The 24,950-nt window shown below is 70.0% G+C and carries 25 protein-coding genes; 14 read left to right on the plus strand and 11 right to left on the minus strand.

From position 1 onward, the window contains the following. Window positions 1–60: 60 nt before the first annotated feature. On the minus strand, window positions 61–1,257 hold the full coding sequence (locus tag ABIE45_RS00735) for a phage portal protein (RefSeq protein ID WP_192709861.1): 1,197 nt from the start codon (window positions 1,255–1,257) through the stop codon (window positions 61–63). A 30-nt stretch (window positions 1,258–1,287) separates the two neighbouring features. Here ABIE45_RS00735 and ABIE45_RS00740 point away from each other — a divergent pair, with 30 nt between their 5' ends. Next, on the plus strand, window positions 1,288–2,178 hold the full coding sequence (locus ABIE45_RS00740; RefSeq protein WP_192709860.1) for a hypothetical protein: 891 nt from the start codon (window positions 1,288–1,290) through the stop codon (window positions 2,176–2,178). Between the two features lie 668 nt (window positions 2,179–2,846). Here ABIE45_RS00740 and ABIE45_RS00745 read toward each other — a convergent pair. The 4 genes from ABIE45_RS00745 to ABIE45_RS00760 all read right to left on the minus strand — a co-directional run bounded on the left by ABIE45_RS00745 (window position 2,847) and on the right by ABIE45_RS00760 (window position 8,308). Next, window positions 2,847–4,154 (minus strand): terminase large subunit domain-containing protein, encoded by a 1,308-nt coding sequence (locus ABIE45_RS00745; RefSeq protein ID WP_192709859.1) that lies wholly within the window; start codon window positions 4,152–4,154, stop codon window positions 2,847–2,849. Next, entirely contained in the window at window positions 4,120–4,761 is a 642-nt protein-coding gene (locus ABIE45_RS00750; RefSeq protein ID WP_192709858.1) for a helix-turn-helix domain-containing protein, read from the minus strand. The genes ABIE45_RS00745 and ABIE45_RS00750 overlap by 35 nt, the downstream gene beginning before the upstream one ends. Before the next feature lie 142 nt (window positions 4,762–4,903). Then, on the minus strand, window positions 4,904–5,653 hold the full coding sequence (locus ABIE45_RS00755; RefSeq protein WP_373622049.1) for a YfdX family protein: 750 nt from the start codon (window positions 5,651–5,653) through the stop codon (window positions 4,904–4,906). Window positions 5,654–5,959: 306 nt separating this feature from the next. Further along, a complete protein-coding gene (locus ABIE45_RS00760; RefSeq protein ID WP_192709856.1) occupies window positions 5,960–8,308 on the minus strand; it encodes a TonB-dependent siderophore receptor in 2,349 nt (782 codons plus the stop codon). A 221-nt stretch (window positions 8,309–8,529) separates the two neighbouring features. On the opposite strand from ABIE45_RS00760, the gene ABIE45_RS00765 reads away from it, so the two are divergent. Both ABIE45_RS00765 and ABIE45_RS00770 read left to right on the plus strand, forming a co-directional pair. Then, entirely contained in the window at window positions 8,530–9,750 is a 1,221-nt protein-coding gene (locus ABIE45_RS00765; RefSeq protein ID WP_192709855.1) for a PepSY-associated TM helix domain-containing protein, read from the plus strand. 18 nt (window positions 9,751–9,768) lie between these two features. Beyond that, a complete protein-coding gene (locus tag ABIE45_RS00770; RefSeq protein ID WP_192709854.1) occupies window positions 9,769–10,446 on the plus strand; it encodes a Fe2+-dependent dioxygenase in 678 nt (225 codons plus the stop codon). 113 nt (window positions 10,447–10,559) lie between these two features. On the opposite strand, the gene ABIE45_RS00775 is transcribed toward ABIE45_RS00770, so the two are convergent. Continuing rightward, complete coding sequence (locus ABIE45_RS00775) at window positions 10,560–11,456, minus strand: LysR family transcriptional regulator (protein ID WP_192709853.1); 897 nt, start codon at window positions 11,454–11,456, stop codon at window positions 10,560–10,562. Between the two features lie 118 nt (window positions 11,457–11,574). On the opposite strand from ABIE45_RS00775, the gene ABIE45_RS00780 reads away from it, so the two are divergent. Genes ABIE45_RS00780 through atzF form a run of 5 tightly spaced genes read left to right on the plus strand, consistent with a single transcriptional unit; the run spans window position 11,575 to window position 16,895 of the window. Next, window positions 11,575–12,525, plus strand: coding sequence for an NrtA/SsuA/CpmA family ABC transporter substrate-binding protein (locus tag ABIE45_RS00780; RefSeq protein ID WP_192709852.1), 951 nt, complete (start codon window positions 11,575–11,577; stop codon window positions 12,523–12,525). Window positions 12,526–12,548: 23 nt separating this feature from the next. Then, window positions 12,549–13,379, plus strand: a complete 831-nt coding sequence (locus ABIE45_RS00785) for an ABC transporter permease (RefSeq protein ID WP_210331918.1) — start codon at window positions 12,549–12,551, stop codon at window positions 13,377–13,379. After that, on the plus strand, window positions 13,372–14,154 hold the full coding sequence (locus ABIE45_RS00790; protein ID WP_192709850.1) for an ABC transporter ATP-binding protein: 783 nt from the start codon (window positions 13,372–13,374) through the stop codon (window positions 14,152–14,154). The genes ABIE45_RS00785 and ABIE45_RS00790 overlap by 8 nt, the downstream gene beginning before the upstream one ends. Then, window positions 14,154–15,068 (plus strand): polysaccharide deacetylase family protein, encoded by a 915-nt coding sequence (locus ABIE45_RS00795; RefSeq protein WP_192709955.1) that lies wholly within the window; start codon window positions 14,154–14,156, stop codon window positions 15,066–15,068. Before ABIE45_RS00790 ends, ABIE45_RS00795 begins: the two co-directional genes overlap by 1 nt. Before the next feature lie 21 nt (window positions 15,069–15,089). Beyond that, on the plus strand, window positions 15,090–16,895 hold the full coding sequence (gene atzF / locus ABIE45_RS00800; RefSeq protein ID WP_373622051.1) for an allophanate hydrolase: 1,806 nt from the start codon (window positions 15,090–15,092) through the stop codon (window positions 16,893–16,895). Between the two features lie 251 nt (window positions 16,896–17,146). Here atzF and ABIE45_RS00805 read toward each other — a convergent pair whose 3' ends face one another. Continuing rightward, window positions 17,147–18,016: a hypothetical protein gene (locus ABIE45_RS00805; protein ID WP_192709848.1), complete on the minus strand. Its 870-nt coding sequence runs from the start codon at window positions 18,014–18,016 to the stop codon at window positions 17,147–17,149. A gap of 759 nt (window positions 18,017–18,775) precedes the next feature. Next, window positions 18,776–19,051 carry a GNAT family N-acetyltransferase gene (locus tag ABIE45_RS00810; RefSeq protein WP_192709847.1) on the minus strand — a complete coding sequence of 92 codons (276 nt, stop codon included), beginning with the start codon at window positions 19,049–19,051 and terminating at the stop codon, window positions 18,776–18,778. Between the two features lie 271 nt (window positions 19,052–19,322). Between ABIE45_RS00810 and ABIE45_RS00815 the strand changes: the two genes are divergently transcribed. Continuing rightward, entirely contained in the window at window positions 19,323–19,631 is a 309-nt protein-coding gene (locus ABIE45_RS00815) for a GCG_CRPN prefix-to-repeats domain-containing protein (protein ID WP_192709846.1), read from the plus strand. Here ABIE45_RS00815 and ABIE45_RS00820 read toward each other — a convergent pair. Beyond that, window positions 19,616–19,996 (minus strand): hypothetical protein, encoded by a 381-nt coding sequence (locus tag ABIE45_RS00820; protein ID WP_192709845.1) that lies wholly within the window; start codon window positions 19,994–19,996, stop codon window positions 19,616–19,618. The two genes, ABIE45_RS00815 and ABIE45_RS00820, sit on opposite strands and share 16 nt — an antisense overlap. A gap of 63 nt (window positions 19,997–20,059) precedes the next feature. On the opposite strand from ABIE45_RS00820, the gene ABIE45_RS00825 reads away from it, so the two are divergent. From ABIE45_RS00825 to ABIE45_RS00840, 4 genes are all read left to right on the plus strand, one after another. Beyond that, the gene (locus ABIE45_RS00825) at window positions 20,060–20,392 is read left to right on the plus strand and encodes a hypothetical protein (protein WP_192709844.1); all 333 of its coding nucleotides are present in this window, start codon (window positions 20,060–20,062) and stop codon (window positions 20,390–20,392) included. Between the two features lie 306 nt (window positions 20,393–20,698). Continuing rightward, window positions 20,699–20,869, plus strand: a complete 171-nt coding sequence (locus tag ABIE45_RS00830; protein WP_192709843.1) for a hypothetical protein — start codon at window positions 20,699–20,701, stop codon at window positions 20,867–20,869. A 201-nt stretch (window positions 20,870–21,070) separates the two neighbouring features. Further along, window positions 21,071–21,577, plus strand: coding sequence for a peptide deformylase (locus tag ABIE45_RS00835; RefSeq protein ID WP_192709842.1), 507 nt, complete (start codon window positions 21,071–21,073; stop codon window positions 21,575–21,577). An 82-nt stretch (window positions 21,578–21,659) separates the two neighbouring features. After that, window positions 21,660–21,977, plus strand: coding sequence for a hypothetical protein (locus ABIE45_RS00840; RefSeq protein WP_373622052.1), 318 nt, complete (start codon window positions 21,660–21,662; stop codon window positions 21,975–21,977). 373 nt (window positions 21,978–22,350) lie between these two features. Here the strand turns inward: ABIE45_RS00840 and xth are convergent, their stop codons facing one another. Further along, window positions 22,351–23,160, minus strand: a complete 810-nt coding sequence (gene xth, locus ABIE45_RS00845) for an exodeoxyribonuclease III (RefSeq protein ID WP_192709840.1) — start codon at window positions 23,158–23,160, stop codon at window positions 22,351–22,353. 160 nt (window positions 23,161–23,320) lie between these two features. On the opposite strand from xth, the gene ABIE45_RS00850 reads away from it, so the two are divergent. Then, window positions 23,321–24,052, plus strand: a complete 732-nt coding sequence (locus ABIE45_RS00850; RefSeq protein WP_192709839.1) for a lysophospholipid acyltransferase family protein — start codon at window positions 23,321–23,323, stop codon at window positions 24,050–24,052. Window positions 24,053–24,058: 6 nt separating this feature from the next. Here the strand turns inward: ABIE45_RS00850 and ABIE45_RS00855 are convergent, their stop codons facing one another. Beyond that, window positions 24,059–24,949 (minus strand): outer-membrane lipoprotein carrier protein LolA, encoded by an 891-nt coding sequence (locus ABIE45_RS00855; RefSeq protein WP_192709838.1) that lies wholly within the window; start codon window positions 24,947–24,949, stop codon window positions 24,059–24,061. Window position 24,950: the final 1 nt, after the last annotated feature.

Raw genomic sequence — 24,950 nt, forward strand, 5'->3', positions numbered from 1 at the left:
GCGCCCCGGAATGACGGGGTGAAAGCATCGGACTGCGAACCAATAGTCTAGCGGTTCCCCTCAGCCCCCAACGCCTTCCGCCCGCTCCGGCGGGTAGCCCACCGCCTCGCGCTTCTCGGAGACCGTGAGGAAGTCCGCGGCCTGGACCCGGCGCCAGAGGGATTCCCGCTCGCCCGCGAGCGCCTCGATCCGGTCGAGGTCGGGCTCCAGGTCCACCGGGCCGAAATCCGGTTCCAGCCAGCCGGCCAGCGCCCGCGCGGTGCGGGCGGCCAGCGGGATCAGGGTCTGACGATAGAGGGCGCGGTTGGCCTCGGCGTAGTTGGCGTGGGTGCTGTCGCCGGGGAGCCCCAGCAGGAGCGGCGGCACCCCGAAGGCCAGGGCGATCTCCCGCGCCGCCGCGTTCTTGGCCGCGACGAAATCCATGTCCTGCGGCGACAGCGCGAGGGGCTTCCAGTCGAGGCCGCCCTCCAGCAGCAGCGGCCGGCCGGCATTGGCCGCGCCCTGGTAGTTCGCCTCCAGCTCCGCCTTGAGGCGCTCGAATTGCGGCTCCGACAGGCTCGCCCCCGCGAAGACCAGCGCCCCGGACGGCCGGGCGGCATTGTCGAGGAGCGCCTTGTTCCAGGCGCTCGCGGCGTTGTGGATGTCGAGGGCGGTGGCCGCGGCCTCGATCGGCGCGAGGCCGCCGGTCTCGTCGTCCGGATGGAACAGGGCGAGCGCCAGGATCGACGCCACGGCCGGCGTGCCGGGCGCCGGCAGGTCGAACCGGCGGCTGCGCCCGCCCGCGGTGTAGACGTAGGCGACCGGCCAGCCGTCCGGCCCCGGCAGCATCCGCATCCGACCCGGCCGCAGGGCCTGGAGCGCCGCCACCCGCCCGTCGAGGGCGACCGCCTCCAGATAGGCCGTGCCGGTCAGCAGCAGGTCGGCATAGACGGTCTCGAGTAGGTGCGTGCCGCTCTCCCGCGGGTTCGGACGGGCGAGGAGCGCCAGCAGGTCGGCCGCGCGCGCCGCGCCGGGCCCGGTGGCGATCAGCGGCAGGCTCGCGGCGCTCTCGGCGATCAGCCGGACGGCCCGGTGGACCACCGGGTTGCCCTGGTAGCCGACCCGGGCGAGCGCCGCCGGGTCGCGGGGCGTCCAGCTGGCCCGGCCCTCGGCGTAGAGCGCGAAGGCCGGGGAAGCGGCGGCCTTGGTGGCCAGGACGGGGCCGCCGGGTGCGGCGCGGCGCGCGAGGCGCGCCAGCTTCTCGAGGACAGTCGACATGCCGGTCCGTTCCTGCGCTATGGTCTCGCGATGCAGTCCTGGTCCCCCTCGCGCGCCCGCGCGGCCCGGTGCGGGCGTCTCGCGGCGGCGCTCGCGGCCTTGGTCACCACGGCGGCGGAGGCCGGGGACGCGCCCGTCTGGCCGGAGCCCAACGGGACCCTGGTCCTGGCGCGGCCCTTCGGCCGGTCGGACCTCAGCCTACGCCTCGCACGCCGCGTCGCCGGGGCGGTCGACAGCCTGACCTGGGACGGCGTCACCTTCATCGCCGACACGGAGGCGGAGGACGCCCTGCAGGCGCGCCTCACCGTCGGCCCGGACGCGGACGGCCGCGCGGCGAGCGAGGCCGGCAGCCCGGAGGACGGCGCGCCGGCCGCGCAACGGCTGACCGGCCTCCGGTTCGGCCGGAGCTGGGCCGAGACCGAGACCCGCCTCGCCTGGATGCCGGCCGGGGCCAAGGCCGTGATCCTGCACAAGCGGGTCGGCCTCGGCCTGCCGGGTCTCGGCAACGCCGTCGAGGTGCAGGCGCGCTTCGACCTGCCCGAACCCGCCGACGCCGCACGCTTCGAGGCACTTGCCGCTGCCGTGCCGGCGGAGTTCTCCGAGGCGTGGAGCTTCGACCGCGGCACGGGAACGGTCAGCCGGCTCGATCCCGCCGACGGCGATCAGCGGCGTCCCGTGATCCTGGCGATGCCCGAGGGCTCGCACGCCCTGGCGTTCTGGAGCCCGAACCCGCCCGAACAGGAGGTGGACGCCCCGCGTCCCGCCTTCGCGGTCCGGCGCGGTCCGGACACGACCCGGCTGAGCTGCGCCTTCGCGGTCGCGCACGCCGCGGCGGGCGCCCACGATTTCGCCTGCTACGCCCTGGTCGGAACCCTGGCGGATATCCGCGCCGCCCTCCGGAGCCTGACCGCGCCGGAGTGACGGGCCGTCCCGGACCGCCGAACCGATGGCGATTCCGTCCTTGCGCGCGGCGCGAAGCAATCCCGTCGGCGCCCCGATCTCAGACGTCGCGCGGCCCTGGGTGGCTTCGCCCCGCTCGCGATGACGAGAGAGGCACCTCGGCCGAAGCGTTCGAACGGAAACCGGATGACACCGCGCCGGGCCGACAGCATCGATTGCTCAAAGCCGCGCCGTCATCACGGGCGAAGCGCCCCGGGACAGCGCGACCGGCCCATCCGCCAATGACAGCACGCGGCCATTGTTGCGCGTCGATACCGCCGAACTGGGGAAATGATACCAGTATTGTGATCCCGTGACCCGTCCGCCACAGCGTGGCGTGAAAAACCGTGTATACAGGATGCAGTTCGTTCCAGAGACCACGAACCGACTTCCGGCGCGCCTCCGCGAGGCGCGCCGTATTGTTTTAGGGCCGCGCCGGCGCTGATCCCAGGCGTGAGTGCCCCCGTCGGGCTCAAGCTTCCACGGTCGTTCCGGGGCCGCGCAGCGGAGCCCGGACCCGGAGGGGCACGCCGGAGGCGGGCAACCCAGAACCGCTGGCGGTGCCCGAACGTGACGCCTCGGCAGGTCTGAATCCCGGGCTCCGCTGCGCGGCGCCGGGATGGCGGCTTAAGCCGCGCGACCGTCCCGGATCAAAGCCGCCGGATCCGCGGCTCCGCCCGCGTCTCCAGCATCAGGTGGGTGAGCGCCCAGACCAGGGCGTCGAGCCGGTCGGGCGAGGCCCCGCTCGACAGCCCGTCGGGGCCGAAATCGCACAGCTCGTCCTCCAGCGCCGGGAACGCCCCGACATGGTGGACCAGCCCGCGGGCGTAGAGCAGCGACACCGGCTCGGCCCGCAGGTACTTGCCGCGCGTGGCGTGCACCCGCGTCACCGGCACGGCGGGATCGCACTGGGCCAGCACGGCGGCGGCCATCTCGCCGCCCTGGTTGACCTCGACCACCAGGGCGTCGGCCCGGAGCCGATGATACAGCGCCAGCGCCGCCCCCGCCCAGGCCTGCGGGCCGGCGCGGGCGAAGCTCGCATCGGCCAGCACGTAGGCGTGGGTCCCCGCGCGCCCGGCCGCCACGATCCCGCAGGCATCCGAGCGCGCACCCGAGGCGGCCGGCGGATCGACCGCCACGACGATCCGGCCGAGATCCGGTGCGGCCCCGACCCGGGCCGCCTCCAGGGCGGCGCGGTTCCACAGGGCGTCGTCCCGGTCGGCGATGAGTTCGCCGTCGAGTTCCTGGCGGCCGAGGCGGGTGCCGGCGTAGCGGCCGACCACCCGTTCCAGGAAGTCCGGCGCGAGATTGCGCGCGTTGTCCTGCGTGCGCGCCCGGCTCACGACGGTGCGCGGATCGGCGAGCAGGCGGCGGATCAGCGGGACCGGCCGCGGCGTCGTGGTCACGAGGTTGCGCGGGCGGGCGCCGAGGCGCAGCCCGAATTGCAGCATGTCGAAGCTCGCCTCCGGCTGGCGCCACTTGGCGGCCTCGTCGCACCAGGCGGCGCCGAATTGCGGACCGCGGAGCGCGTCGGGCTCCTCTGCCGAGAAGGCGAGCGCAACCGCGCCGTTCTCCCATTCGAGCCGCCGCCGGCTCGGCGACCAGACCGGCCGCGTCCGGCCGCGGCGCGGCAGGGCGAGGAGCCCCGACGGCCCCTCCACCATCACGTCGCGCACGTCGAGATGCGTCTCACCCACCAGCGCGATGCGCCCGACCGGCTCGGGCGTGAAGGCCGGGTCGCCGCGGGTGAGCGCGTCGACCCATTCGGCCCCGGTGCGGGTCTTGCCGCTGCCGCGGCCGCCGATCACCGCCCAGGTGGTCCAGGGTTCCGACTCGGCCGGCGGGAGCTGGTCCGCCCGGGCCTGGTGCAGCCAGTCGTCGGCGAGCGCCCGGAGCAGCGCCGGCGGCAGGGTCTCGAGGAAGTCAGGCAGACGCCCGGCCGCCGACAAAGCCAGCATAGCGTCGCGCGATCTCCGCGCGCAGGGCGGGCAGGTCGGGTTCGGTGCCGTCATCGCTCCCCTCCCCCGCGTCGTTCCGCCCGCCATCCGCCCCGACCGTGTCGAGCAGCCGCTTGAGCCCGCCGAGATCGCGCAGCACCCGGGCCGAGTCGCGCAAAGCCGGCGCCTCCCGGCTCAAAGCCGCATCGAACGTGGCGATCTGCCGGGCGATGTGGCCGCATAGCTGCGCCCGCAGGATTGCCGGATCGGCCGGCGGCCGGTCCAGGCGCGCGCGCACGGCCGGTGCCAGCGCCGGTCCGAAGGCCCAGACCAGAGCCTCCGGGCCGGGGCGGTCGAGGCCCAGCACCTCGGCGATGTCGGCGGGATCGGCGCCCGACGCGCCGATCAGGCGCAGCAATGCGGCCCGGCGCGCCGCCGGCCAGCGCGCCGTCAGCATCCAGCGCCGCCGCGGCGGCCTGGGCCAGCCGGCCCGCACGTTCCAGTGCCAGACGGTCCGGGCGCTCGCGCCGACCCGGGCCGCGATCGCCGCGATGGACAGATCGGTCTCGCGCAGGAGGCGCAGGGCCGCCGCGCGGGTCTCGGCGGGGTGGGCACCGGTGAGCGGCATCGCCCGTCTCCGCACACGTCTCGACCGTGCCTGCTTGATAGCCGAGCAGCGCGACGGTGTCAAGATCAAATTCCTATTTCAGGTCATATTTAGGAATTTCGGCAGTGCGCTGACCGGCACCGGCCGGCCAGCGCGCTGTCGTTCACCGACCGCTCTTGGCCGCCGCCGCCGTCCCGGTGGCCTGCGGCGCCGTCTTGTCGGCGGTGGCGGCCGTGGCCTTCTGCGGCAGGGCGACCGCGTCGATCACGTCGAAGCGGATTCCGTCCTGGGCCGTCTTCAGGATTGCGTTGGCCTCGTAATACTTGCCCTGCCCGATCAGCGTCGCCGCCTGGTCGATATCGGCCACGGTCTTGTCGAGCGGCAGCACCGCCATGGTGAAGTTCACGTCGACATGGGCGAGCTTGAGCTTCTCCAGCGCTCCCGTCTGGTCGCCCTTGGCGAGGTTCTTGTTGGCCTCGGTCACGGCCGAGGCCTTCTCGGGCGTGGCCACGAAGTCGTCGCCCAGGACCAGCTGCGCGTCGACCGGCACCCAGGCGACCGCCGTCTTGGAGGCCGGCGCGGCCTCGCTCTTGGTCGCCGTCGCCTTCTGGCCGGCCATGGCGGCTGGCGTCTTGAGGTCGGCCTCCGCCTTGGTGAACACCGCGTCGTCGGTCTTCGCCTTGGCGAAGGCCGCCTGCGCCTTGCCGATCATGTCCTTGGCCTGGGCGGGATCGGCCTCGAAGATCGCCAGACGGGTGAGCTGGAGATCCCGGAAGCCCTGCGCCCCGTCCTTCGAGAGCTTGCCGACATCCTTGTCGATCGCCGTCTGGTTCGCCGCCCTCGGCTGGGCGGCCTGCTCGGCCGCGAAGGCGGATCCGCCCAGGATGGTGGTGAGCACGAGCGCCGCGGCCATAGACTTCCGATAAGTCATCGTCCAATCTCCATCTGAACGTCGGATGCGATGATTTGCGCTACATTCGCTCTCTTCATCCGATGTTCAGATAATAGATCCGGTCCGTCTTGGTCGCATGTCCGGACGATGAAACATCGTCCATGTGCGCCGCGGCCGACCGGATCGCCGGCGGCGCCCGTCCTTGCGAGCGGAGCGAGGCGATCCAGGAGCGCCACGACTTGCGACGTCGCGCGACCCTGGGTCGCTTCGCTCCGCTCGCGTTGACGGAGGAGACGCCGTGCGCGAAGCGCTCAGGCGGAACCCGCCTCAGAAGGTCAGGCGGGCCGTGAGCACGAAGGTGCGGCCCGGACCCGGCGTGGCCGAACCGAAGCCCGACACCGTCTCGAAATTCTTCGTATTGGCGATGTTGTAGACGTTGAGCTGCAGGGCCGCGCTCTCGGTCAACTTGTAGACGGCCAGCGCGTCGAGCCGCCAGTAACCGGGCACCAATGCTGTATTCGCCGCGCTGGTGAACCGTTCGCCGACGTAATACGCGCTGCCGCCGACCGTCAGGCCCGGCAGGACGACGTAGGTGCTGGTCAGCGAGAAGGTATTGTGCGGCGTGTTGGCGAGAACATTGCCCGGCGTCGTCACGAAGGCGCCGGCCGTGTTCCGGGCGCTCTTCAGGACCCGGCCGTCGAGATAGGTGTAGCCGCCGAAGACGCTCCAGGCGTCGGTGATCTTGCCGGCGATGCCGAGCTCGAATCCCTGGACCCGGGTGGTGCCGACCGTCGCGTAGATGCCGTTGGTCTGGTCGACCGCCTCGATGGCGTTCTGCTGGGTTACCTGGAACACGGCGCCGGTCAGGCTGAGCTGACTGTCGAACAGATCGTATTTCGCGCCGACCTCGTAGGTTTCGTTGGTCGTCGGATTGAGGTTCTGCTGTCCGCCGGTAATCGTCAGGTACTCGCTCGACGGGTCGAACGAAGTTCCGTACATGAAGTAGACGCTGGCGTTGTCGACCGGATGAACGACGGCCCCGGTTCGCCAGCTGACGAACTGCACCTTGTTGACGACATCGTACGGCGTGGTCGCGTTCAGCGGCCCGGTCTCGTTGTAGGTTCCCGACCGGACGGTCGCGGCGTGCTGGCGGACCGTGAGATCGTCGTAGCGCAGGCCGCCCAGGATCTCGAGGTAGCGGTTGATCTTGACCTGATCGCTCGCATAGACGCCGACCGTGTCGCCGACGGCGTACGTGTCCGTGCTGGTCGCTGGGATCGTGCCCGGACTGGCCGGATACGGGTTGGGAAACCCGACATTGACGCGCGAGCCGCCCGCGATGTTGGTCCGATACTGATCGCGGGTCTCCTGGCTCAGCTCGATCCCGCTCAGCAGCGTGTGCTGGAGGCCGAACGTCTCGGCGTGGCCGACGAGATCGGTCTGGTTCGTGAACAGCGTGTTGGTGGTGTGGTTCTGGAAGTCATTCGTGTTGTTCACGTACAGATTGCCGAGCGGGCGCATGAACAGCGCCGCGCCGGACAGCGGCACGCCGCCGGTCGCCTGCCCGTACAGGTTCGTCGCGTTGACTTGGACACCGCGGACGCGCACGAACCGGTCGATCAGCGAATAACGCGTTGTATTGGTGATGCTCCAATCCTGATCGAAGGTGTGCTTGTACTGCAGAGTGCCGATATGGGCGTCCACCCGCTCGGTGTCGGAGAAGCCCGGGCTGAGACGGCCGAAATAGGTGTTCTTCGCGACCGGCGCCGGCTGCCCGTAATACGTCCCGAAATAGGCGCCCGGCAGCACCGGGATGCCGTAATCGGGGATGTTGTTATCCTTCTGGTAGATGTAGCTGACCGTCACCTGATCGTCCGGCGTCAGGTTGGCCCGGATCGAGGGCGCGACGCCGAAGCGCGTGGTGTTGATATGGTCGCGGCCGGCGACATCGGTGTCGTTGGCGACAAATGCGAGGCGGACCGCCGAGTCGCCCAGAACCGAGTTGATATCACCGGTGACGCGCGCGCCCGGGGCGCTGTAGCCCGAGGCGTCGATCTGGACCTTGTCGGCGGCGAAGAACGGCAGCTTGCTGGTGACGTTGACGACGCCGCCGGTCGAGCCGCGCCCGAACAGGAACGAGGACGGCCCCTTCAGCACCTCGACGCTCTCGATGCTGAACGTGTCGCGCGTGTACCAGCCCGGATCGCGGACGCCGTCGCGATAGAAGTCGTTGCGGGCGGAGTAGCCGCGGATGTTGATGTTGTCGCCCTGCGTGCCGCCCTCGCCGCCGAACATCGTGATGCCGGGCACGTTGCGCAGCGTCTCCACGAGCGTCGAGTCGCGCTGATCCTGGATGAGCTGCTGCGGGACAACCGTGATGCTCTGGGGCGTATCGAGGATCGGGGTCGGCAACCGCTGAAGCTGGAGTTGCCGGGGATTGTAGGGTGAGCCCGTGGCGGGCCCCGACGTCGTGACGTCGAGCTGATCCATCACGACCGACAGGGTCTCCTGCCCCGCGGCGGGCGCTGACACGAAGGCCAGGGACGCCGCGCCGAGCGCAGCCTGCGACAGGCGCGCCAATCCCGGCGCACGCGGTCCGGGTGCATTGTCGAATGCGGAGCCGGCCCCATCTTGCCCAACCGAGAACAGCTCGGCGATCAGTTCCTGCTTCTTCATAGTAATTCTAGACGTCCGCTCCGGCTACGTTTCCGGCGCGTATCTTAATCCAGACGCATACAGCAACATAAAACGGTACATCTTGGTGGTATATCTGTTATTTTTAGATTTTAATAATTCAAAGGAAAGAATGTACTCGAATAATTCTAAAATAGTGCGATTGCATTCGTTCCGTTCTTGACCCAAGAGCGGCCGGCAACGGCCGAGCGGACGCGAGACGGATGGCATTTGGACGATTCCCTTCCTGGCGTACGGTGTTCCGGAAGGTGCACCTGTGGCTCGGGATCGGCCTGACGCTCCTGATCGTCCCAATCTCGCTCACCGGGCTCGTCCTGGTGTTCGACGACGAGATCGACGCGGTTCTCAATCCCGGCCTTTACGCGACGACCGGTGCGGCGGTCGCGCGTCCCGCGGACGCCTATCTGCGCAGCGCGAGCGAGGCCGTGGGCGGCCAGGCGGCCGTGCTGCGCTGGCCGCACGAAGAGGGCGGCCCGGTCACGGTGGTGGTCCGACTCCAACCCGCGCCGGCATTGGACGGGCGTGGACCCGGGGGTGGCGGCGCGGCGAACCGGAGCGGCCGGCCCGGGGAGCCGGGCGGCAACCGGCGCCCGCTCAGCCGCCTCGTCTATCTCGACCCGGCGACGGCCGCGGTGCTGGGGGTCAAGGACCTGCGCAATTCGCTAATCGGGCAGATCCACGTCTTCCACGAGAACCTGATGGTGCCTGAATATTCCGGCCGCGACATCGTCGGCTGGACCGGCGTGGCGCTGCTCCTGCTGTCGGTGACCGGGCTGATCCTCTGGTTCCCGCGCAATGGAGGCTTCGCGCGCGCCCTGGCTTGGCGGCGCGGCCCGGCGACGAGCATCAACCTGCACCACTTCGCGGGCTTCTGGATCTCCATCCCTCTGGGATTGATGGCGCTCACCGGGATCGTGCTCGCCTTCCCGCCGCAGGCCAGCGCCGTCCTGAACGCGTTCGACGCGCCGCGACCGCCCCTCCGGCGTCCCGGCGGCGATCCCCTCATGCCGCAGCCGATGCTCACGGCGGAAGGGGCCGTCGCGCTCGGGACGGACGCGGCTGCACCGGAGACGCCCCGCCTGCTTGCTGTGCCCAGCGCCGTCACGAAGGCGTGGCGCCTGGAGGTTCAGGCCGCCGATGGAACCCGGCACGCGGTCAGCATCGATGATGCGACGGGACAGACGACGCTGGAGCCGGCGCAACGCCGCGGCGACGCGATCGGCGCCTGGATGCGGCGCGTGCACCAGGGCCGCGCGCATGGCCCGGTCTGGGCGGCGCTGGCCGGTCTCTGCGGGGCGCTGCCCACGCTGCTGGCGATCACCGGCGTGCTGATGTGGCTGCGGAAGCGCCGCAACCGGGCGGCGCTGCGGAACGACGCGACAGCGTTTCCCGACCGGCGCCTGATCTCAGCCGAGAACGCCTAGGCGAAGGGAGCACGTTCTATGCTCGTACACATCCCGCAGGTCCTGAATGCGGATCAGGTTGCCCGGTGCCGAACCATCATGGACCAGGCGGCCTGGACCGACGGGCGGGTGACCGCCGGGTTCCAATCGGCGCAGGTCAAGATGAACCTACAATTGCCGGAGGACGCGCCCGAGGCCCAGGAACTTGGCGGCATGGTGATGCTCGCGCTCAAGCGCAGTCCGCTGTTCCTCTCGGCCGCCCTGCCGCACACGGTCTTCCCGCCGCTGTTCAACCGGTACGATTCCGGCATGACGTTCGGCGCCCACATCGACAACGCCATCCGCCAGTCCCTGGACGGCCAGCGCATCCGCACGGATATCTCGGCGACGCTGTTTCTCAGCGGACCGGACGAGTACGACGGCGGCGAGCTGACGGTGGAGGACACTTACGGCAGCCATGCCGTCAAGCTGCCGGCCGGCGACCTGGTGATCTACCCTGCGGACAGTCTGCACAACGTCACGCCGATCACCCGCGGCTCGCGTGTGGCGTCGTTCTTCTGGATCCAGAGCCTGATCCGCGACAGGACCCGCCGGGCCCTGCTGTTCGACCTCGACACCTCGATCCGGCATCTGACCCGCGACGTTCCGGGACATGACGCGCTCGTCACCCTGACGGGAACCTACCACAACCTGCTTCGGCAATGGGCTGAGACCTGATCGGCGCGGCCGGCACGATCCGGTCGTTCCACCACAAAAGCAGTAACAGCGATCCAATCAGTCGTACGCTGCTTCTCGGCAAAACCTGGTGATGGTCTGATGATCGTTGTTTGTCAGGCGGAGTTTCGATTGAGCCGAACGACGAGCTGATCGGCGAACTTGGCCGCGGCCACCGACAGCGACCGTCCGCGCAGCTGCGCCAAGACGAGCGTCATCGGCGTGAGGTCGCGCGTATCGATCGGGCGGCTGTGCAGGCGCGGATCCTCCGGGATGCCGCTGGGAACCTGGAGGCTGACTACGTCCTCCCGCAGGGTCAGGTTGCGCAGGAATTCCAGCGAGCCCGACTCGACGGCCGGCCGGAGTTCGACGCCCCGCCGGGCGAGCGCCTGCTCGATGTGGTGACGGATGGCGAGCGAGCGGTCCGGCAGCGCCAGGGCATGGGCGAGGCAGTCGCGCAGCCGCACCGGCCCCGCTTCCGCCGCCAGCGGGTGGCCGCTGCGCATCAGGGCGCACAGGGTCTGGTGGCCGGAATAGAGGAGGTGCAGCTCCGCCGAGGGGGGCGGCTGCAGGATCAGGGCGAGATCCGCCTCGAAGGCCGCCAGCGCGGTCACCGCCTGCGCGTGGTCGCGAACCTGCACGGTGAAGCCGACCTGGGAAAAACGGGCGCGGTAGGCCTCGACCTCCTCCGGTACGACCTGTGTGACGAAGGCCTGGCTGCACGCCAGGGCCACGTGGCCCCGCCGCACCCCGGACAGGTCGGCGATCTGCGAGCGCACCCGATCGAGATCCGCCACTTGGTCGCGGATGTGCCGGGCGAAGAGTTCGCCGGCCGCGTTGAGCCGCATCCCCTGCGGCAGGCGCTCGAAGATCGGCGTGCCGAGCTCGTATTCGAGATCCTGGATCTGCCGCGTCAGGGCCGACGGCGTCAGGTTGAGCCGCTCCGCGGCGCGCCGGATCGAGCCGGCGCGGGCGATTTCGGCGACGTAAGTAACGGTGCGCAGATGCTTCACCGACGCATCCTCCGCTGCCGTTGCTGGGAAAGCAACGGCTCGCTCAGAAAATAGCACTTCCTTGCAACAGGGGGCGTGCCTAGCGTCAAGGCTGTCGCGACCCTGCAGAAGCCGTTCGATGATCCGCCGCCGCACCCTCCTGGCCGGTCTCGGGGCCGGCCTCGTCGTCGGACCCCTGTCCCGCGCCCGCGCCCAGGGCGCGCCCGTGACGATCCGGATGGGCTCGCTCAAGCTGATCCACTCGATCGCGCCGAGCTTCTACGAGCGCTTTACCCCCGCGGGCGTGACCGTGGAGGTGGTGCCGTTCGAGAGCCCGACCGAGTGCAAGAACGCCGTCGTCACCAAGTCGGTGGATTTCGGCACCTTCGGAATCGCCGCCGCGACGCTGGGTGCCGCGGCCGGCGAACCGGTCGTGGTGATCGCGTCGACCTGCAATCGCGGGATGGCGGTGATCGCCAAGAAGGATTCCGAGATCCGGACCATCAAGGACCTGCGCGGCAAGCGGGTCGCGATCTGGCCCGGCAGCACCCAGGAAGTCTTCGTCCTGGAGCGGATGCGCATGGACGGCCTGTCCGTGAAGGATATCACCCCCGTCCGGGTCTCCTTCTCGGAGATGCACATCGCGCTCGCCCGCGGCGACGTCGACGCCTATGTCGGCGCCGAGCCGGGGCCGGGCGTCAGCCTCGCCTCGGGCGTCGGCCAGCTCGTCGAGTATCCCTACGGCACCGAGATGGGCGCCCTGAACATGGTGTTCGGCGCCCATCGCGACACGCTGGCCGAGCGGCCGGACCTGGTCCGGACCATGTTGGAGATCCACCGCAAGGCCACGGATTTCGCGGCCCGCGACCGCGACGCGATGATCGCCATGGCGGTGGCTAAGCTCGGACAGAAGCGCGAGGCGCTCGAGCTCTCGGCGCCGAATGTCGAGCTGACCTGGCGTCTCGGACCGGACGAGGTCCGGCAGGCGCAGGCCTACGCGCAGCACATGCTGACGCTCAAGCAGATCAAGCGCCTGCCCGAGCCCGGCTTCATCGACACCCGCTTTGTCGACGCGATGGGGCGGGCGTGAGCACCAGGATCGAGGTCGGCCCCCTGCGGGCGACGGTGGCACCCGCCCGCGCGGCCGACCGGGCCGGTGCCGGGTTCGCCAGCCTGCGCCGGCTGGTGCTCGCCTGCGTGGTGCCGGCGGCGCTCGTCGCGGTCTGGCAGGTCACCACCGCGGGCCGGCCCTACAGCCTGATCCCGCCGCCCGCGGAGGTCTGGGCCGAGCTGCAGGACCTCGCGGTCGGCGGTATCAACGACGACGCCTTCAGCGGCACCCTCTGGACCCATCTCGTGGCCTCGCTGAGCCGCGTCTACGGCGGCTTCGCGCTGGCGGCTGCGGCCGCCCTGCCGCTCGGCCTGCTGATCGGCCGCGTGCCGCTGATCCGGGCGCTCCTCGATCCGGTCCTGCAGGTCTTGCGGCCGGTTCCAGTCACTGCCTGGCTGCCGCTGGCGATGATCCTGTTCGGCCTCGGGCCGCGCTCGGCCTTCTTCCTCGTGTTCCTCGGGGCGTTCTACCCGATCCTGGTCAACACCGTGTTCGGCGTTCGCTCGGTGGAGCCCCGCCTGTTCGAGGCGGCGGCCATGCTGGGCTGCACCGGTCCGGCGCAGTTCCTCCGGGTGGTGCTGCCGGCGGCGCTGCCGTCGATCTTCACCGGCCTGCGGCTCGGTCTCGGCTTCGCCTGGGTGGTGATCGTGGTCGGCGAGATGACCGGCGTCCAGACCGGCCTCGGCGCGATCATCATGGAGGCGCGCCAGCTGTCGCGCACCGAAATCGTGATCTGCGGCATGGCGGTGATCGGGGTCGCGGGCTTCGTCTCCGATTGGCTGGTCATGCAGCTCGGCCGCCGGCTGCTCGCCTGGAGCCCGAATCATGGCTGAGCCGACGATCCCGATCCTCGACATGCGGGCGGTCTCCAAGACCTACGCGGCCGGCGGCCGCCGGACCGAGGCCCTGCGCGAGGCGAACCTCACGGTGACCCGCGGCGAGTTCGTCTGCCTGCTCGGCGCCTCGGGCTGCGGGAAGTCGACGCTGCTGCGGGTCGCCGCCGGCTTCGAGGCGCCGAGTTCCGGGCAGGCCCTGATGTGGGGCAAGCCGATCGCCGGGCCGGGGCCGAGCCGCGGCATGGTCTTCCAGGATTACGGCCTGTTCCCGTGGCTCACCGTGCGCAACAATATCGGCTTCGGCCCGAAGGCGCGCGGGCGGCCCGCCGCTGAAGTGCGCGACACCGCCGAGCGCTACATCGCCCTCGTCGGCCTCCAGGCCTTCGCCGACGCCTACCCACACCAGCTCTCGGGCGGGATGAAGCAGCGCGTCGCCATCGCCCGGGTGCTCGCCAACGAGGCCGAGGTGGTGCTGATGGACGAGCCCTTCGGGGCGCTCGACGCCATGACCCGCGAGCGGCTGCAGGATGAGCTGCTCGACCTGTGGTCGCGCACCGGGCTGACGATCCTGTTCGTCACCCACGCGATCGAGGAGGCGATCTTCCTGGCCGACCGCATCGTGATGATGTCGCCCGGCCCCGGGCGGATCGAGTCGGTGCACGCGGTCGACCTGCCGCGGCGGCGCGACGTGTCGAGCCCGGCCTTCAACGACCTGCGCCGGATGCTGGCCGCGCAGCTCCACAGCCATCACGCGCCGCGGGCCGCCGCATGATGGACATCGCCTTCGACGATCCCCGCCGGCCCGAGAACCGCCTCGCCTACCGCGCCGCCGTGGACCGGCCGCGCCTGGCGCTGCCCGGCGGCAAGCACGTCGCCGTCTGGCCGGTGGTCAATGTCGAGCACTGGCTGATCGACCACCCGATGCCACGCCAGATCCTGGTGCCGCCGACCGCCGCGAGCCTGCTGCCGGACATCCCGAACTGGGCGTGGCACGAGTACGGCATGCGGGTCGGCTTCTGGCGCTTCCTCGAGGCGTTCGAGCGCCGCGGCCTCCGCCCGACCCTGTCGATCAACGGCTCGGTCTGCACGGCCTATCCGCGCATAGCCGAAACCGCCCACGCGGCCGGCTGGGAGTTCATGGCCCACGGCTTCCACCAGGTCCCGACCCACAGGGTCGAGGATCAGCCCGGGATGATCGCCCGCACCGTCGCGGCCATCACCGCGGTGACCGGGCGCCCGCCGCGCGGCTGGCTCGGGCCGGGCCTCACCGAGACCCTCGACACCCCCGACCACCTTCACGCGGCCGGCCTCGAATACGTCGGCGACTTCGTGGTCGACGACCGCCCCTGCCGGGTCGCGACGCGCACCGGGCCGCTCGTGGCGCTGCCCTACTCGGTGGAGCTGAACGACATCCCGCTGCTCGCCATCCAGCACCATCGCGCCGACGAGTTCGTCGATCGGGCGCTCGCCAACCTCGACCGCATCGCCGCCGAGGCCGCGGGCCCCGGCCCGCTCGGGGGCGCCAAGGTGATGGGCTTCGCGATCCATCCGTACATCACCGGCGTGCCGCACCGGATCGGCCTGCTGGAGCGGCTGCTCGACGCCATCCTGGCGCGCCACGACGTGGCGGTCATGCAGGGGGGCGAGATCCTCGACTGGTATCGCGCCACCGGCGACGAATCCTGAGCAGCGTTGCGAGGAGTGACCGTGCCCCCCTTTCCGACGATCCCGCTCCTGCACGCGGCCTACGCCGACGGCCTCGACCCGCGCGCCGTCGTGGCCGAGGCCTATCGCCGGATCGCCGCGGTCGACGATCCCGGCATCTTCCTCGCGCTGGTGCCGGAGGCCGAGGCTCTGGACGCCGCGGCGGCGCTGCCGCCCTTCGACCCCGCGGCGCTGCCGCTCTGGGGCATCCCCTTCGCCGTCAAGGACAACATCGACGTGGCCGGCCTGCCGACCACCGCCGCCTGCCCGGACTTCGCCGACACCCCCGCCGAGACCGCGCCCGCGGTGGCGCGGCTCCGCGCGGCCGGGGCGATCCTGGTCGGCAAGACCAATCTCGACCAGTTCGCCACCGGGCTCGTCGGCCTGCGCACCCCCTACCCAGTCCCGCGCAACGCGATCGATCCGGCCTACGTGCCCGGCGGGTCCAGCAGCGGCTCGGCCGTGGCGGTGGCCCACGGAATCGTGTCGTTCGCCCTGGGGACCGACACCGCCGGCTCGGGCCGGGTCCCGGCCGCGCTCAACAACGTCGTCGGGCTGAAGCCGTCCCTCGGGGCGATCTCCAGCCGCGGCATGCTGCCGGCCTGCCGCACCCTCGACACGCTCTCAGTCTTCGCCGGAACCGTAGCCGACGCCGACGCGGCGTTCCGGGTCATGCTGGCCTTCGACGGCGCCGACCCCTGGTCGCGGGCTCTTCCCGTGGCCGCGACGCCCGCCGGCCTCCCGCCCGGCCTGCGCCTGGGGCTCCCGGATGCCGCAAGCCTGCGCTTCGGCGGCGACCGCCTCTCGGAGGAAGCCTTCGCGGCGACGCGCGCCGATCTCGAAGCGCTCGCCGACGCGGCGGCGCCGGTCGATTTCGGCCCGATGTTCGCCGTTGCGGCCCTGCTCTACGACGGACCGTGGGTCGCCGAACGCTACGCGGCGATCCGATCGGTGATGGAAACCCGCCCCGGCATCCTGCACCCGACGACGCGGGTCGTGATCGGAGCCGCCGCGCGCTACAGCGCCGCGGACGCCTTCGCGGGCCTCTACAGCCTCGCGGCGCTGCGGCAAGCCGCCGATGCGGTCTGGGACCGAGTCGACGTCCTCGCCGTGCCGACCTATCCGCGCCCGCAGACCTGCGCGGCCGTGGCGGCCGACCCGATCGGGCCGAACAGCGAGCTCGGGACCTACACCAACTTCGTCAACCTGCTCGACTGGTGCGCCCTCGCGGTCCCGGGTCGGCCCCGGGCCGACGGCTTCCCCGCGGGCATCACCCTGCTGGCGCCGCGGGGATCGGACGGGCTGCTCGCGGCCCTGGGCGCACGTCTGCACGCTCGTGCGGCGACCCGGATCGGTGCGGGCTCGACGCCCGTGCCCGCGGCGGAACCCGGCCCGGCGCGGGCCTTGCCCGGCGAGATCGAGCTGGCGGTGGTCGGCGCGCACCTGTCCGGCCTGCCCCTGAACCGCGAGCTGACGGAACGCGGCGCCCGGTACCTGCGGACGGTGCCGACCGGGCCGGACTATCGCCTTTACGCCCTGCCCGGCGGGCCGCCCCAGCGCCCGGGCCTGCTCCGGGTGGCCGCCGGTGAGGGCGGCGCGATCGAGACGGAGGTGTGGGCGCTGCCGCCCGCCGCCTTCGGGGCCTTCGTAGCCGGGATCCCGGCGCCGCTCGGCATCGGCACCCTGCGGCTCGCCGACGGGACGGCGCCCAAGGGATTCTTGGTCGAGGCCGCCGGCATCGTCGATGCGGCCGACATCACACGCTTCGGCGGCTGGCGCGGCTATACGGCCAGCCGTGCGGCGGCCTAGGGGTCAAATCTGACGCTTGGTCCCGCGGCGAGGGGCTGCCTGCGACCAAGGACGGGCAGAGGCACGGTCGCCAGGACTGCCCGAAGCGGCCGTAAGTCGGCCGTCGCTCAAGGTCCGCTCAGAGTGGTGAGCCGTCTTCGCGTTGACGCGGGAACGTGGTCCTCTGCAGCCAAACCTCTTGGTGCGTAGACGAGCTCGCGGATCCGATCCCGAGCGACGTGCGCAGCCATGAAAAGAGATGCACGTCAGATCTACTGTCGCATACGTATACGCTTGATGCGGAATCCGAGCATGCGCTGGAAATGGCGCAGCCCATTGGGCAGTTGAGAAGGACTACGGGTGTCAACCAGGTGCCGGACACCCTCGACGGCCAGTCGCTCGACGACCACTTTGGTGAGGAGATAGCGCGCATCGGAACGATGCTGGGTTTCACCGAGCGAGACGAAGGCCTGAAGAAGGGCCCATTCTCCGTCCCGCGGCGTGACGGCGATCACAAGCGGCTCGCCGTCCTGTGCAAAAGCGACGGTCCATAATCCGTTGCCGATCAAGTACGAATGATCGCTGTCATGCTCCCGATAGAGCGGATTGGATTTGACGGCAATCGCGCGATCGAGCGTCGCGATCAGGGCGATTTGCTCATCTTTATCATGCACCGGCCGACAATAAATGCCCAGCTTCTCTGCGGCCTTAACTTTGCGCCTGAGGGTCTGCTTGGATGACCCGAGACTGTAATCCTGCGGCCGAGCAGGAATTTCTAGAACGCAGGCTCCAAGATCCGATAATTTGAAAACCTTTGCCAAACAAACGGTATTCAATGCATTTTCAATGAGCTTACCTTCGGCTCCATCGCTCAACCGGGCACTCAAGCGCGGCAAACGCGCAGTACACCTTGCGGCCATCAAGGTTAATCGCGGATGCAGGGCTAAATAAGCCGGTATTTTCAGCCTGGACTCGTTTGCCTCTTCCCAGAACTGGGAGAGCCAAGCTTCGCAGTCCTCGGGCAGGGCCTCTAGCCGAAATGAAATAAATCGTATCGCCGAGTCTAAAATGAGAGATGACAAGCCCGATCTGTCTATTTCGGGCCGTCCGACGCTAATTGATCTCTCTGTCGGCTCAACCATTCTGCCTCACCCCAAAACATCACAATACGGCTCAAGCCGCTGAGACTTTTTTATTTGAGCTGACATTCAGCCATTTCAGGTCAATACCGAAAAACAACAAAGACACCACACAGATTCGCCTCCTTGTATTGAACAAAACCGCACGCTGTCAAGTAAGGACCCGAACCGACAATGCCAGCTCTGGGGCGATCCTGTCGTTCTCCGGATAGCCAAGAATCGCAAGATACGGCGGCCCTTGTCTTGTGCGCGAAATATCGGACGGCCTCGGCAGTCTCGTCTTGTGAGACCTTCGCGGCTCCGCGGACGCGGGTCTAGATTGCGTAAGCCCGCGCCGGGCCCTTCCATCACAGAACGGCATACCTATGCGGAGCGATCCGGCGAGACTTCAGACCCCTCCGGACCTGCTAGAAGCGGACGCAGCCAGGGCCCGGGTAGGGTTGCAAGCGGGTGAGCGACGACGTTCGCTCTCATGCCTTTGCCGCTCGGAAGCGGGCAGGGAGAAATCCACCCCGAGCCGACCTCGTGAGCGGGTAACAAGCGTCGGATTTACCCGGGGCACGCGACCGCATCTGATCAGGTGCGATGTTGAAGCCTTGCGGGGATCCAGCCCGCTCCGTCATCACGCGCAGAGATGAAGCGCCCGAGGGCAGCGCGACGCCCCGAAGCGCGACGCCGACTGGACTGCTTCGCTCCGCTCGCAAAGACGGCGGCACCCGTCCTCGGCTCCGATCGGGATCGGAAGCCGATCCCGACCGCTCCTCACGCGAGCAGATCGTGATCCGCGGGGTGCCGGCGCAGCCACGCCCGCGCGTAGCCGCAGAGGGGCACGATCCGTTCGCCGCCGGCCCGGGCGCGCGCCGCGACGCCCGCCATGAGCCGGTCGGCCGCCCCGGTGCCGCGCAGGGCGGGCGGTGCGTAAACGTAGCTGATGACGAGTTGCCCGGCCTCGCGGCGATACGTGGCGAAGACGACCTCGCCGCCGACCGCCAGCTCGAAGCGGCTCCGGTCGCCGTTGTCGTGCACCGCATCCGTCATCCGCATCTCCCGATCCGGCCCCGGTCCTGACGCCACCGGGACGATCCTTTCAACGCGCCTCGGCACGGGAACGTCGAGCCGCGGCCCGAAGTCCCTTGGCCGCGCCCTCTTGATGCCGCTCCCCACTCCGCGCCGCGGCCCGCATGTCGGGCGCCGCGCCGCCCCGTCGGAATGATGAACAGCCCGACCGGACCCGGTTCACGGTCGCGGCGGCATCTTCCTGTCATCCGGCCCGGCAAGTCCGGGGTCAGGGTTCTCAGGAGATCGTGTCATGAAGCGCTCCAGGTTGCTCGGGATGGCCGCGGTGCTGGCGGCGGGGTTCGCCACAGCCACGGCGGCACAGGCGGCGCCGTTCGGATACGGCCCACCGGACGGCGGCGGTCTCATCGAACGCGTGGCCGGCGGCTGCGGTCCCGGCTTCCACCAGAACCCGTGGGGCCATTGCCGGCCGAACGATCGCGGCTGGGGCTACGGCGGGCCGCGTGGCCCCTATGGTGGCCGGCCGGGCTACGGATACGGTGGCTACGAGCGTGGCCCCGGCGGCTACGACGGCCCGCGCCGCTTCTACGGGGGTTGGTGATCATGGCCGTCGGGCGGGGCGTCAGGCGGCCAGCCTGACAGCCCCGTCCAGGCCTCGCGGATGAACGCGAGGCGGCGTTCGGCGCGTTGGGGATCGGTGGCGGCGACCTGCTGCAGCACCGCTGCTATCGCCTCGGGACCGCCCAGAGCTGCGGCGGCCTCGCCCTGGCGGCGCATGGCGGAGCGATGGGCCTTCATCGCCGGGCCGGCCTTCGGGCCGGTCTCGATCGCCTCCAGGACAGCGACCAGAGCCGCCACGATCGGTGCAACCTCCCGCCAGGTCGGCACGGGCGGGTCTTCGGGCGCGGTTGGCCGCGACCCGCTTGGCGGCGGCGCGACGAAACCGGTGGTCAGCGGGCGCTTCATGGCAGGACTCCTCAGGCGGCCAAGATGAGCCGATAACCGGCCGGTGGACAGCCGCGGGGGCGCATGACCAGGAACCCAGGGAGACAGCGTTCCGGCGAGGAAGGCCTGTCGCGCCACATCCTGCCCAATGCCGGGACCATGGTCGGCGTCTGCACCACGTTGATCGGATTGGTGAAGATCGTCGAGGGCCGCATCGGTCCGAGCCACGTCGACGAGGCGGCCGCCCTGACGGCCATCCTGTTTCTGGCCAGCGCGATCTCCTCCTACCTGTCGATCCGCCTGGCTGCCGAGAGCGGCCTCGCGATCCGCCTGGAGCGCTGCGCCGACATCGGCTTCGTCCTTGGGCTGATCAGCCTGTCGGTCATCGCGATTCTGTTCGCCTACGAGACGATCTAGCGACCGGCCGGCCCGTCCGGATGTCCCGTCGTGTCGTGGGTGTCCCAGAACACGTCGGGCCTGAAAGCTTAGGCATACATCGGGTTCATCACGCGAACACAGTCGCGAACCCGATGGAGCCTACGATGACTTGGACGAACCGCATCACCCTTGCTGCCACGCTGATCGGCGGCGCGATCGCGCTGATGACCTATGCGCAGGCCCTGAGCCTGCCCGCGCATTTCGCCTGACGCCGCGCGTCCGGGAGACCGTGTTGCCACGGCCTTCCGGGCGTCACGGGTTCGAGCCCGCTGAGGACACCGCGCCATGAACGAGATCTGGGATACGACGGCGTGGATCGGCCACGCCTTGGCCGAGATGGCCTACGAGGTCTTCCTGAGCTTCGGCCCGCTTGCTGAGCCGATGGCCTCCGAAGTCTCCGTCACGCCAAGCCGATGCCGGGATGAGAGCCGTCGCGCGACCGGGGACGGCCTCTGACGGACCGGCCTGACCGTCCGTCGGCTGCCCTAGCCTGCCGCCTCCGTATCGCCAGGAGCCCGCCCTGGCCGACCAGCACGTCGGACTCAGCGCCACTGGATGCGTGGACAGCCCTGTTCACCACGCCGCCAGGCTTCGATAGAGGGTGGTGAGATTCTTGAGCCTCGCAGATTCTTGAGCCTCGCAGGAGTGGGACCCGTCATGTCGGCGCGCGCGCTGGTCCTGTTTCCGGATCCACGTCTCTCGAGTCCGGCCACCCCGGTCGATGAGTTCGGGCCGGGCCTGAAGGTTCTGGCCGACGATGTCCGGGACGCGCTCGTGAACGCGAGCGCCATCGGCTTGACGGCCCCGCATATCGGCGTGTCCGCGCGGGTCATGGTGATCCGGATGTCGCCGGAGCAAGCTCCGCATGTCTACGTCAACCCCGCCCTCGCCTGGGCATCCGCCGACATGGCGACCTACGAGGAGGGCAGCGTCAGCATGCCGGGCGTCCGCGAGCGGATCACCCGGCCCGCGCGCATCCGGTTCGGCTACAAAGACCTCGACGGAGCGGACCACGAGGAGGAAGCGGACGGCTTCCTGGCCGCGGTCATCCAGCACGAGATCGATCAGCTCGACGGCGTGTTCTGGATTGATCGCCTGTCGCGGCTGAAGCGGGAGCGTCTCCTCAAACGGTTCGGGAAGCTGAAATCCGCGGCGTCGCCCTGAAATCCAGGCCGATTGCTTCGGTAGGTTAATGATCGATGCTCAGTCTCGGCATACGCCCGGAACGATGATGACGTTGGATGGGATGGCCGCCATGGGCACAGATATCATCGACCTCGATGATCATACGGCTTGGCTCGTCCAGCACTTGGCCGTCAACGGGCCTGCCTCGGCCGAAGCGGCGACGGCCCTGACGATCGAGAAGCTCCGCCGGCTGGAAGATCTGGCGCGCAACGCGGGCGCCGACCGGCAGGCGTTTCAGAAGATCCTGTCGGCGCGCCGGGTCCTCGGCGACCATGTCGATTTGGGGCGGGCGCCGCCTTTCAGTGAGACCGACATCGCGATCAATCCCGTTCCGAAAGCACTGCAGTTTCCCGAAGCCGAGACCGGCCCGGCGGTCTGAGCGGGCCACGGGGCGCGGATGCGGGAGAAGCGGGCTGCGTTTGCGGGCCGACCTGCCGGTACGACAACCTGGCCCAGACTGTCGGGCGGGCGCTGGCGACTTCCCGGCGGACCAACATCCAGCTGGGGCACCGATCGTCCGCACGGCGCGGCCGGGACCCGGGCCCCGGCCGCGCTTGACGCTCTGCTGGGCTGCCCGCTCAGAAGGCGCGGTTGCGCGCCGGGTGCGGGTTGCCGTAGCGGCGGCGCAGGTAGGACACGACCTTCGGCAGAAGGAAGGCGATCAGGATCTTGCGCATCGGGGCTGGCTCGCGTCGCGGGTTCGTGAGCGGGCAATGCTCCGGATGCAGCGCGGTTCCGCGTGCGGCGCAGGATCAGAGATCCAGCGTCAGGGTCACCGGCGCGTGGTCGGACGGGCGCTCCCAGGCGCGGGCCTCGCGCAGCACCTCAACCTTGCGGACCGTCCCGGCCAAGTCCGGCGAAACCCAGAGATGGTCGAGGCGCCGCCCCTTGTTGGCGGCCGCCCAGTCGGGGGAGCGGTAGCTCCACCACGTGTAGATCTTCTCCGGCTCCGGCGTGAGGTGGCGCGCCGTGTCGATCCAGCCCGCCTCCCCGCGCAGGACCTCGAGCGCCTCGGTCTCTGCCGGCGTGTGGCTCACCACGTCGAGGAGCTGCTTGTGCGACCAGACATCGTGCTCCAGCGGCGCGACGTTGAGGTCGCCCATCAGGATCGCCGGTCCGGAGACGCGCTTGCCGCCCCAGGCGCGCAGTTCGGTCAGGAAGTCGAGCTTGTGGGCGAATTTCGGATTGAGGTCGCGGTCCGGCACGTCGCCGCCGGCCGGCACGTAGAAATCGTGCAGCACGATACCCGAGGCCGCCCCCGCCTCCGGCCCGAGCACCGCCGAGATGTGGCGGGCGTCCGCCCGCTCGCAGAAGCCCATCACGCTGCGGGTGTGCAGGGGGAAGCGCGAGAGGATCGCGACGCCGTTGTAGCCCTTCTGGCCGGCGAACATCACGTGCTCGTAGCCGGAGCCGCGCAGGGCCTTCAGCGGGAAGGCGTCGTCCGGGCACTTGGTCTCCTGCAGGCAGAGCACGTCCGGCTTGTGCTCGGCGAGGAAGCGCAGCACCAGGTCGATGCGCAGGCGCACCGAGTTGATGTTCCAGGTGGTGACGGTGAGTTGCACGGGCGGCGCTGGGGTTCGGACGGCGTTGCGCTCCGATAGCCGATTTCGCGGCCCGCGACAGTCCGTTCACCGTCTGTGAGGCAAAAGGCCGTGCGTGCCGGGCCGGCAGGCGCTATGCCCGGGCCCTGCCCTGACCCGGGCCCCTCGTCGAGGCCCTGCCATGGCACATGCCCGCTCGCTCCTGTTTGCCGTCTACTGGGCGGCGTGGACGACCCTGTTCCTCGCACCGCTGGCGATCTTCCTCCTGTCCGGCTCGCCGCAGCGGCCGATCCGGCGGGCGACGCGGCTCTGGGCGCGCGGGATCCTGGGCGGGCTGCGGCGGATCGTCGGGCTGCGCTACGTCGAGGAAGGCCGCCAGCACCTGCCGGCCGAGCCCTGCCTGATCGTCGCCAACCACCAGTCAACCTGGGAGACGCTGGCCTTCCTGGTCCTGGTGCCGGACGTGGCGATCGTCGCCAAGCAGGAGCTTCTGGCGATCCCGGTGGTCGGCTGGTTCCTGCGGCGCTCGCCGATGATCGTCATCGACCGCACCAACGGTACCCAGGCGCTGCGCACCATGATCGATGGCGGCCGGGCGGCGGTCGCGGCCGGGCGCTCGGTGCTGATCTTCCCAGAGGGCACCCGCGGCGGGATCGGCGCGCCCCTGCGCTTCAAGCGCGGCGTCGAGTTGCTCTACGGCCGGCTGGGGCTGCCGGTGGTGCCGGTAGCGCTCAATTCCGGCCTGTTCTGGCCCGGCGGGACGGCGACCCGGTCCGGCACGGTGGTGGTGAGCTACCTCGCCGCCGTCGCCCCGGGCCTGCCGGCCGCAGAGTTCCTGCGCGGCACCGAGGAAGCCATCGACCGGGAGCTGGACCGGTGGCGGGAGACCGGGCTCAGCGCGACCGGCGCTTGATGCCCGTCACGGCTGCGTCTGCTGGATCTGCTGCTGCATCGCCTTGTCCTCGGCGCGGCCGTAATTGATGAAGAACAGGCTTCCGTCGACGCTCTTGCCCTTCTGCAGGTTCGAGAGCGTCACCGTGGTGAGGTAGCCCTGCGGATCGGTGATCCGCCACTGCGACAGGGTCTTCACGTCGGCGTCGAAGAACAGCTGGATCTTCGAGGTGCCGCCGAGGGTCGCACGGTCCTCCAGGCTGATGCGCACGCCGCCCGGATCGTTGGCCACGTCGGTGACGGTGAGGTCGCGGGCGAGATCGATCTTTTCGCGCAGCAGGAATTTCAGCGGCGTCTGAGTGATGAAGTAGAGGTCCTGGGTGTTGAGCTTGCGGTCACGGACCGCCACCGAGGTGCCGTCGGCGACGACCTCCAGGGGCGAGGGCTGATCGTAGTCGAAGCGCAGGCGGCCGGGCTTGGCCAGCGTCAGCTTGCCGCCGATCCGCCGCCCGTCGGCGCCGATCTGCATGAAGTTGCCCGTGAGGGTGTTGATGCCGTTGAAATAGGCGTTGGCCTGGGCCAGCAGCGTGGCGGGATCCGCCGAGTCGCCGGTGACGATCGCGCTCGGCGCGCCGACCGCCGCGACCTTGGGCTCGGGCGCCTTATGGTCGGCTTTGTCGCCGCCCTTGCCCGACTTGACGGGCTTCGATTCCTTGCTCGCTTCCTTGGCCTTGGGCGCGGGCTTCTTGGCCGGCGCGGGCGCCGCCGGGGCGGCCTCCGGCTGCGGTGCGGGCTCCTCCTTGTGGCCGAACAGGCTGTCGATGAAGGCGCCGACCTGCGCGTCGGCCGGGCTGGCGGTCGCGAGCCACAGCGCGGCGGCGATCAGGGTGCCGGCTGTGCGGATGCGGCGGCCGATCATC

The sequence above is a fragment of the Methylobacterium sp. OAE515 genome (assembly GCF_041806315.1).
GTDB classification, from domain to species: Bacteria; Pseudomonadota; Alphaproteobacteria; order Rhizobiales; family Beijerinckiaceae; genus Methylobacterium; species Methylobacterium tardum.

Bases quoted from the DNA above. Each gene is read 5' to 3' on its own strand.
- ABIE45_RS00735 (WP_192709861.1), bottom strand. From the start codon at position 1,257: ATGTCGACTGTCCTCGAGAAGCTGGCGCGCCTCGCGCGCCGCGCCGCA.
- ABIE45_RS00740 (WP_192709860.1), top strand. From the start codon at position 1,288: ATGCAGTCCTGGTCCCCCTCGCGCGCCCGCGCGGCCCGGTGCGGGCGT.
- ABIE45_RS00745 (WP_192709859.1), bottom strand. From the start codon at position 4,154: ATGCTGGCTTTGTCGGCGGCCGGGCGTCTGCCTGACTTCCTCGAGACC.
- ABIE45_RS00750 (WP_192709858.1), bottom strand. From the start codon at position 4,761: ATGCCGCTCACCGGTGCCCACCCCGCCGAGACCCGCGCGGCGGCCCTG.
- ABIE45_RS00755 (WP_373622049.1), bottom strand. From the start codon at position 5,653: ATGGCCGCGGCGCTCGTGCTCACCACCATCCTGGGCGGATCCGCCTTC.
- ABIE45_RS00760 (WP_192709856.1), bottom strand. From the start codon at position 8,308: ATGAAGAAGCAGGAACTGATCGCCGAGCTGTTCTCGGTTGGGCAAGAT.
- ABIE45_RS00765 (WP_192709855.1), top strand. From the start codon at position 8,530: ATGGCATTTGGACGATTCCCTTCCTGGCGTACGGTGTTCCGGAAGGTG.
- ABIE45_RS00770 (WP_192709854.1), top strand. From the start codon at position 9,769: ATGCTCGTACACATCCCGCAGGTCCTGAATGCGGATCAGGTTGCCCGG.
- ABIE45_RS00780 (WP_192709852.1), top strand. From the start codon at position 11,575: ATGATCCGCCGCCGCACCCTCCTGGCCGGTCTCGGGGCCGGCCTCGTC.
- ABIE45_RS00790 (WP_192709850.1), top strand. From the start codon at position 13,372: ATGGCTGAGCCGACGATCCCGATCCTCGACATGCGGGCGGTCTCCAAG.
- ABIE45_RS00795 (WP_192709955.1), top strand. From the start codon at position 14,154: ATGGACATCGCCTTCGACGATCCCCGCCGGCCCGAGAACCGCCTCGCC.
- ABIE45_RS00805 (WP_192709848.1), bottom strand. From the start codon at position 18,016: ATGGTTGAGCCGACAGAGAGATCAATTAGCGTCGGACGGCCCGAAATA.
- ABIE45_RS00810 (WP_192709847.1), bottom strand. From the start codon at position 19,051: ATGACGGATGCGGTGCACGACAACGGCGACCGGAGCCGCTTCGAGCTG.
- ABIE45_RS00815 (WP_192709846.1), top strand. From the start codon at position 19,323: ATGAAGCGCTCCAGGTTGCTCGGGATGGCCGCGGTGCTGGCGGCGGGG.
- ABIE45_RS00820 (WP_192709845.1), bottom strand. From the start codon at position 19,996: ATGAAGCGCCCGCTGACCACCGGTTTCGTCGCGCCGCCGCCAAGCGGG.
- ABIE45_RS00825 (WP_192709844.1), top strand. From the start codon at position 20,060: ATGACCAGGAACCCAGGGAGACAGCGTTCCGGCGAGGAAGGCCTGTCG.
- ABIE45_RS00830 (WP_192709843.1), top strand. From the start codon at position 20,699: ATGAACGAGATCTGGGATACGACGGCGTGGATCGGCCACGCCTTGGCC.
- ABIE45_RS00835 (WP_192709842.1), top strand. From the start codon at position 21,071: ATGTCGGCGCGCGCGCTGGTCCTGTTTCCGGATCCACGTCTCTCGAGT.
- ABIE45_RS00840 (WP_373622052.1), top strand. From the start codon at position 21,660: ATGGCCGCCATGGGCACAGATATCATCGACCTCGATGATCATACGGCT.
- ABIE45_RS00850 (WP_192709839.1), top strand. From the start codon at position 23,321: ATGGCACATGCCCGCTCGCTCCTGTTTGCCGTCTACTGGGCGGCGTGG.
- ABIE45_RS00855 (WP_192709838.1), bottom strand. From the start codon at position 24,949: ATGATCGGCCGCCGCATCCGCACAGCCGGCACCCTGATCGCCGCCGCG.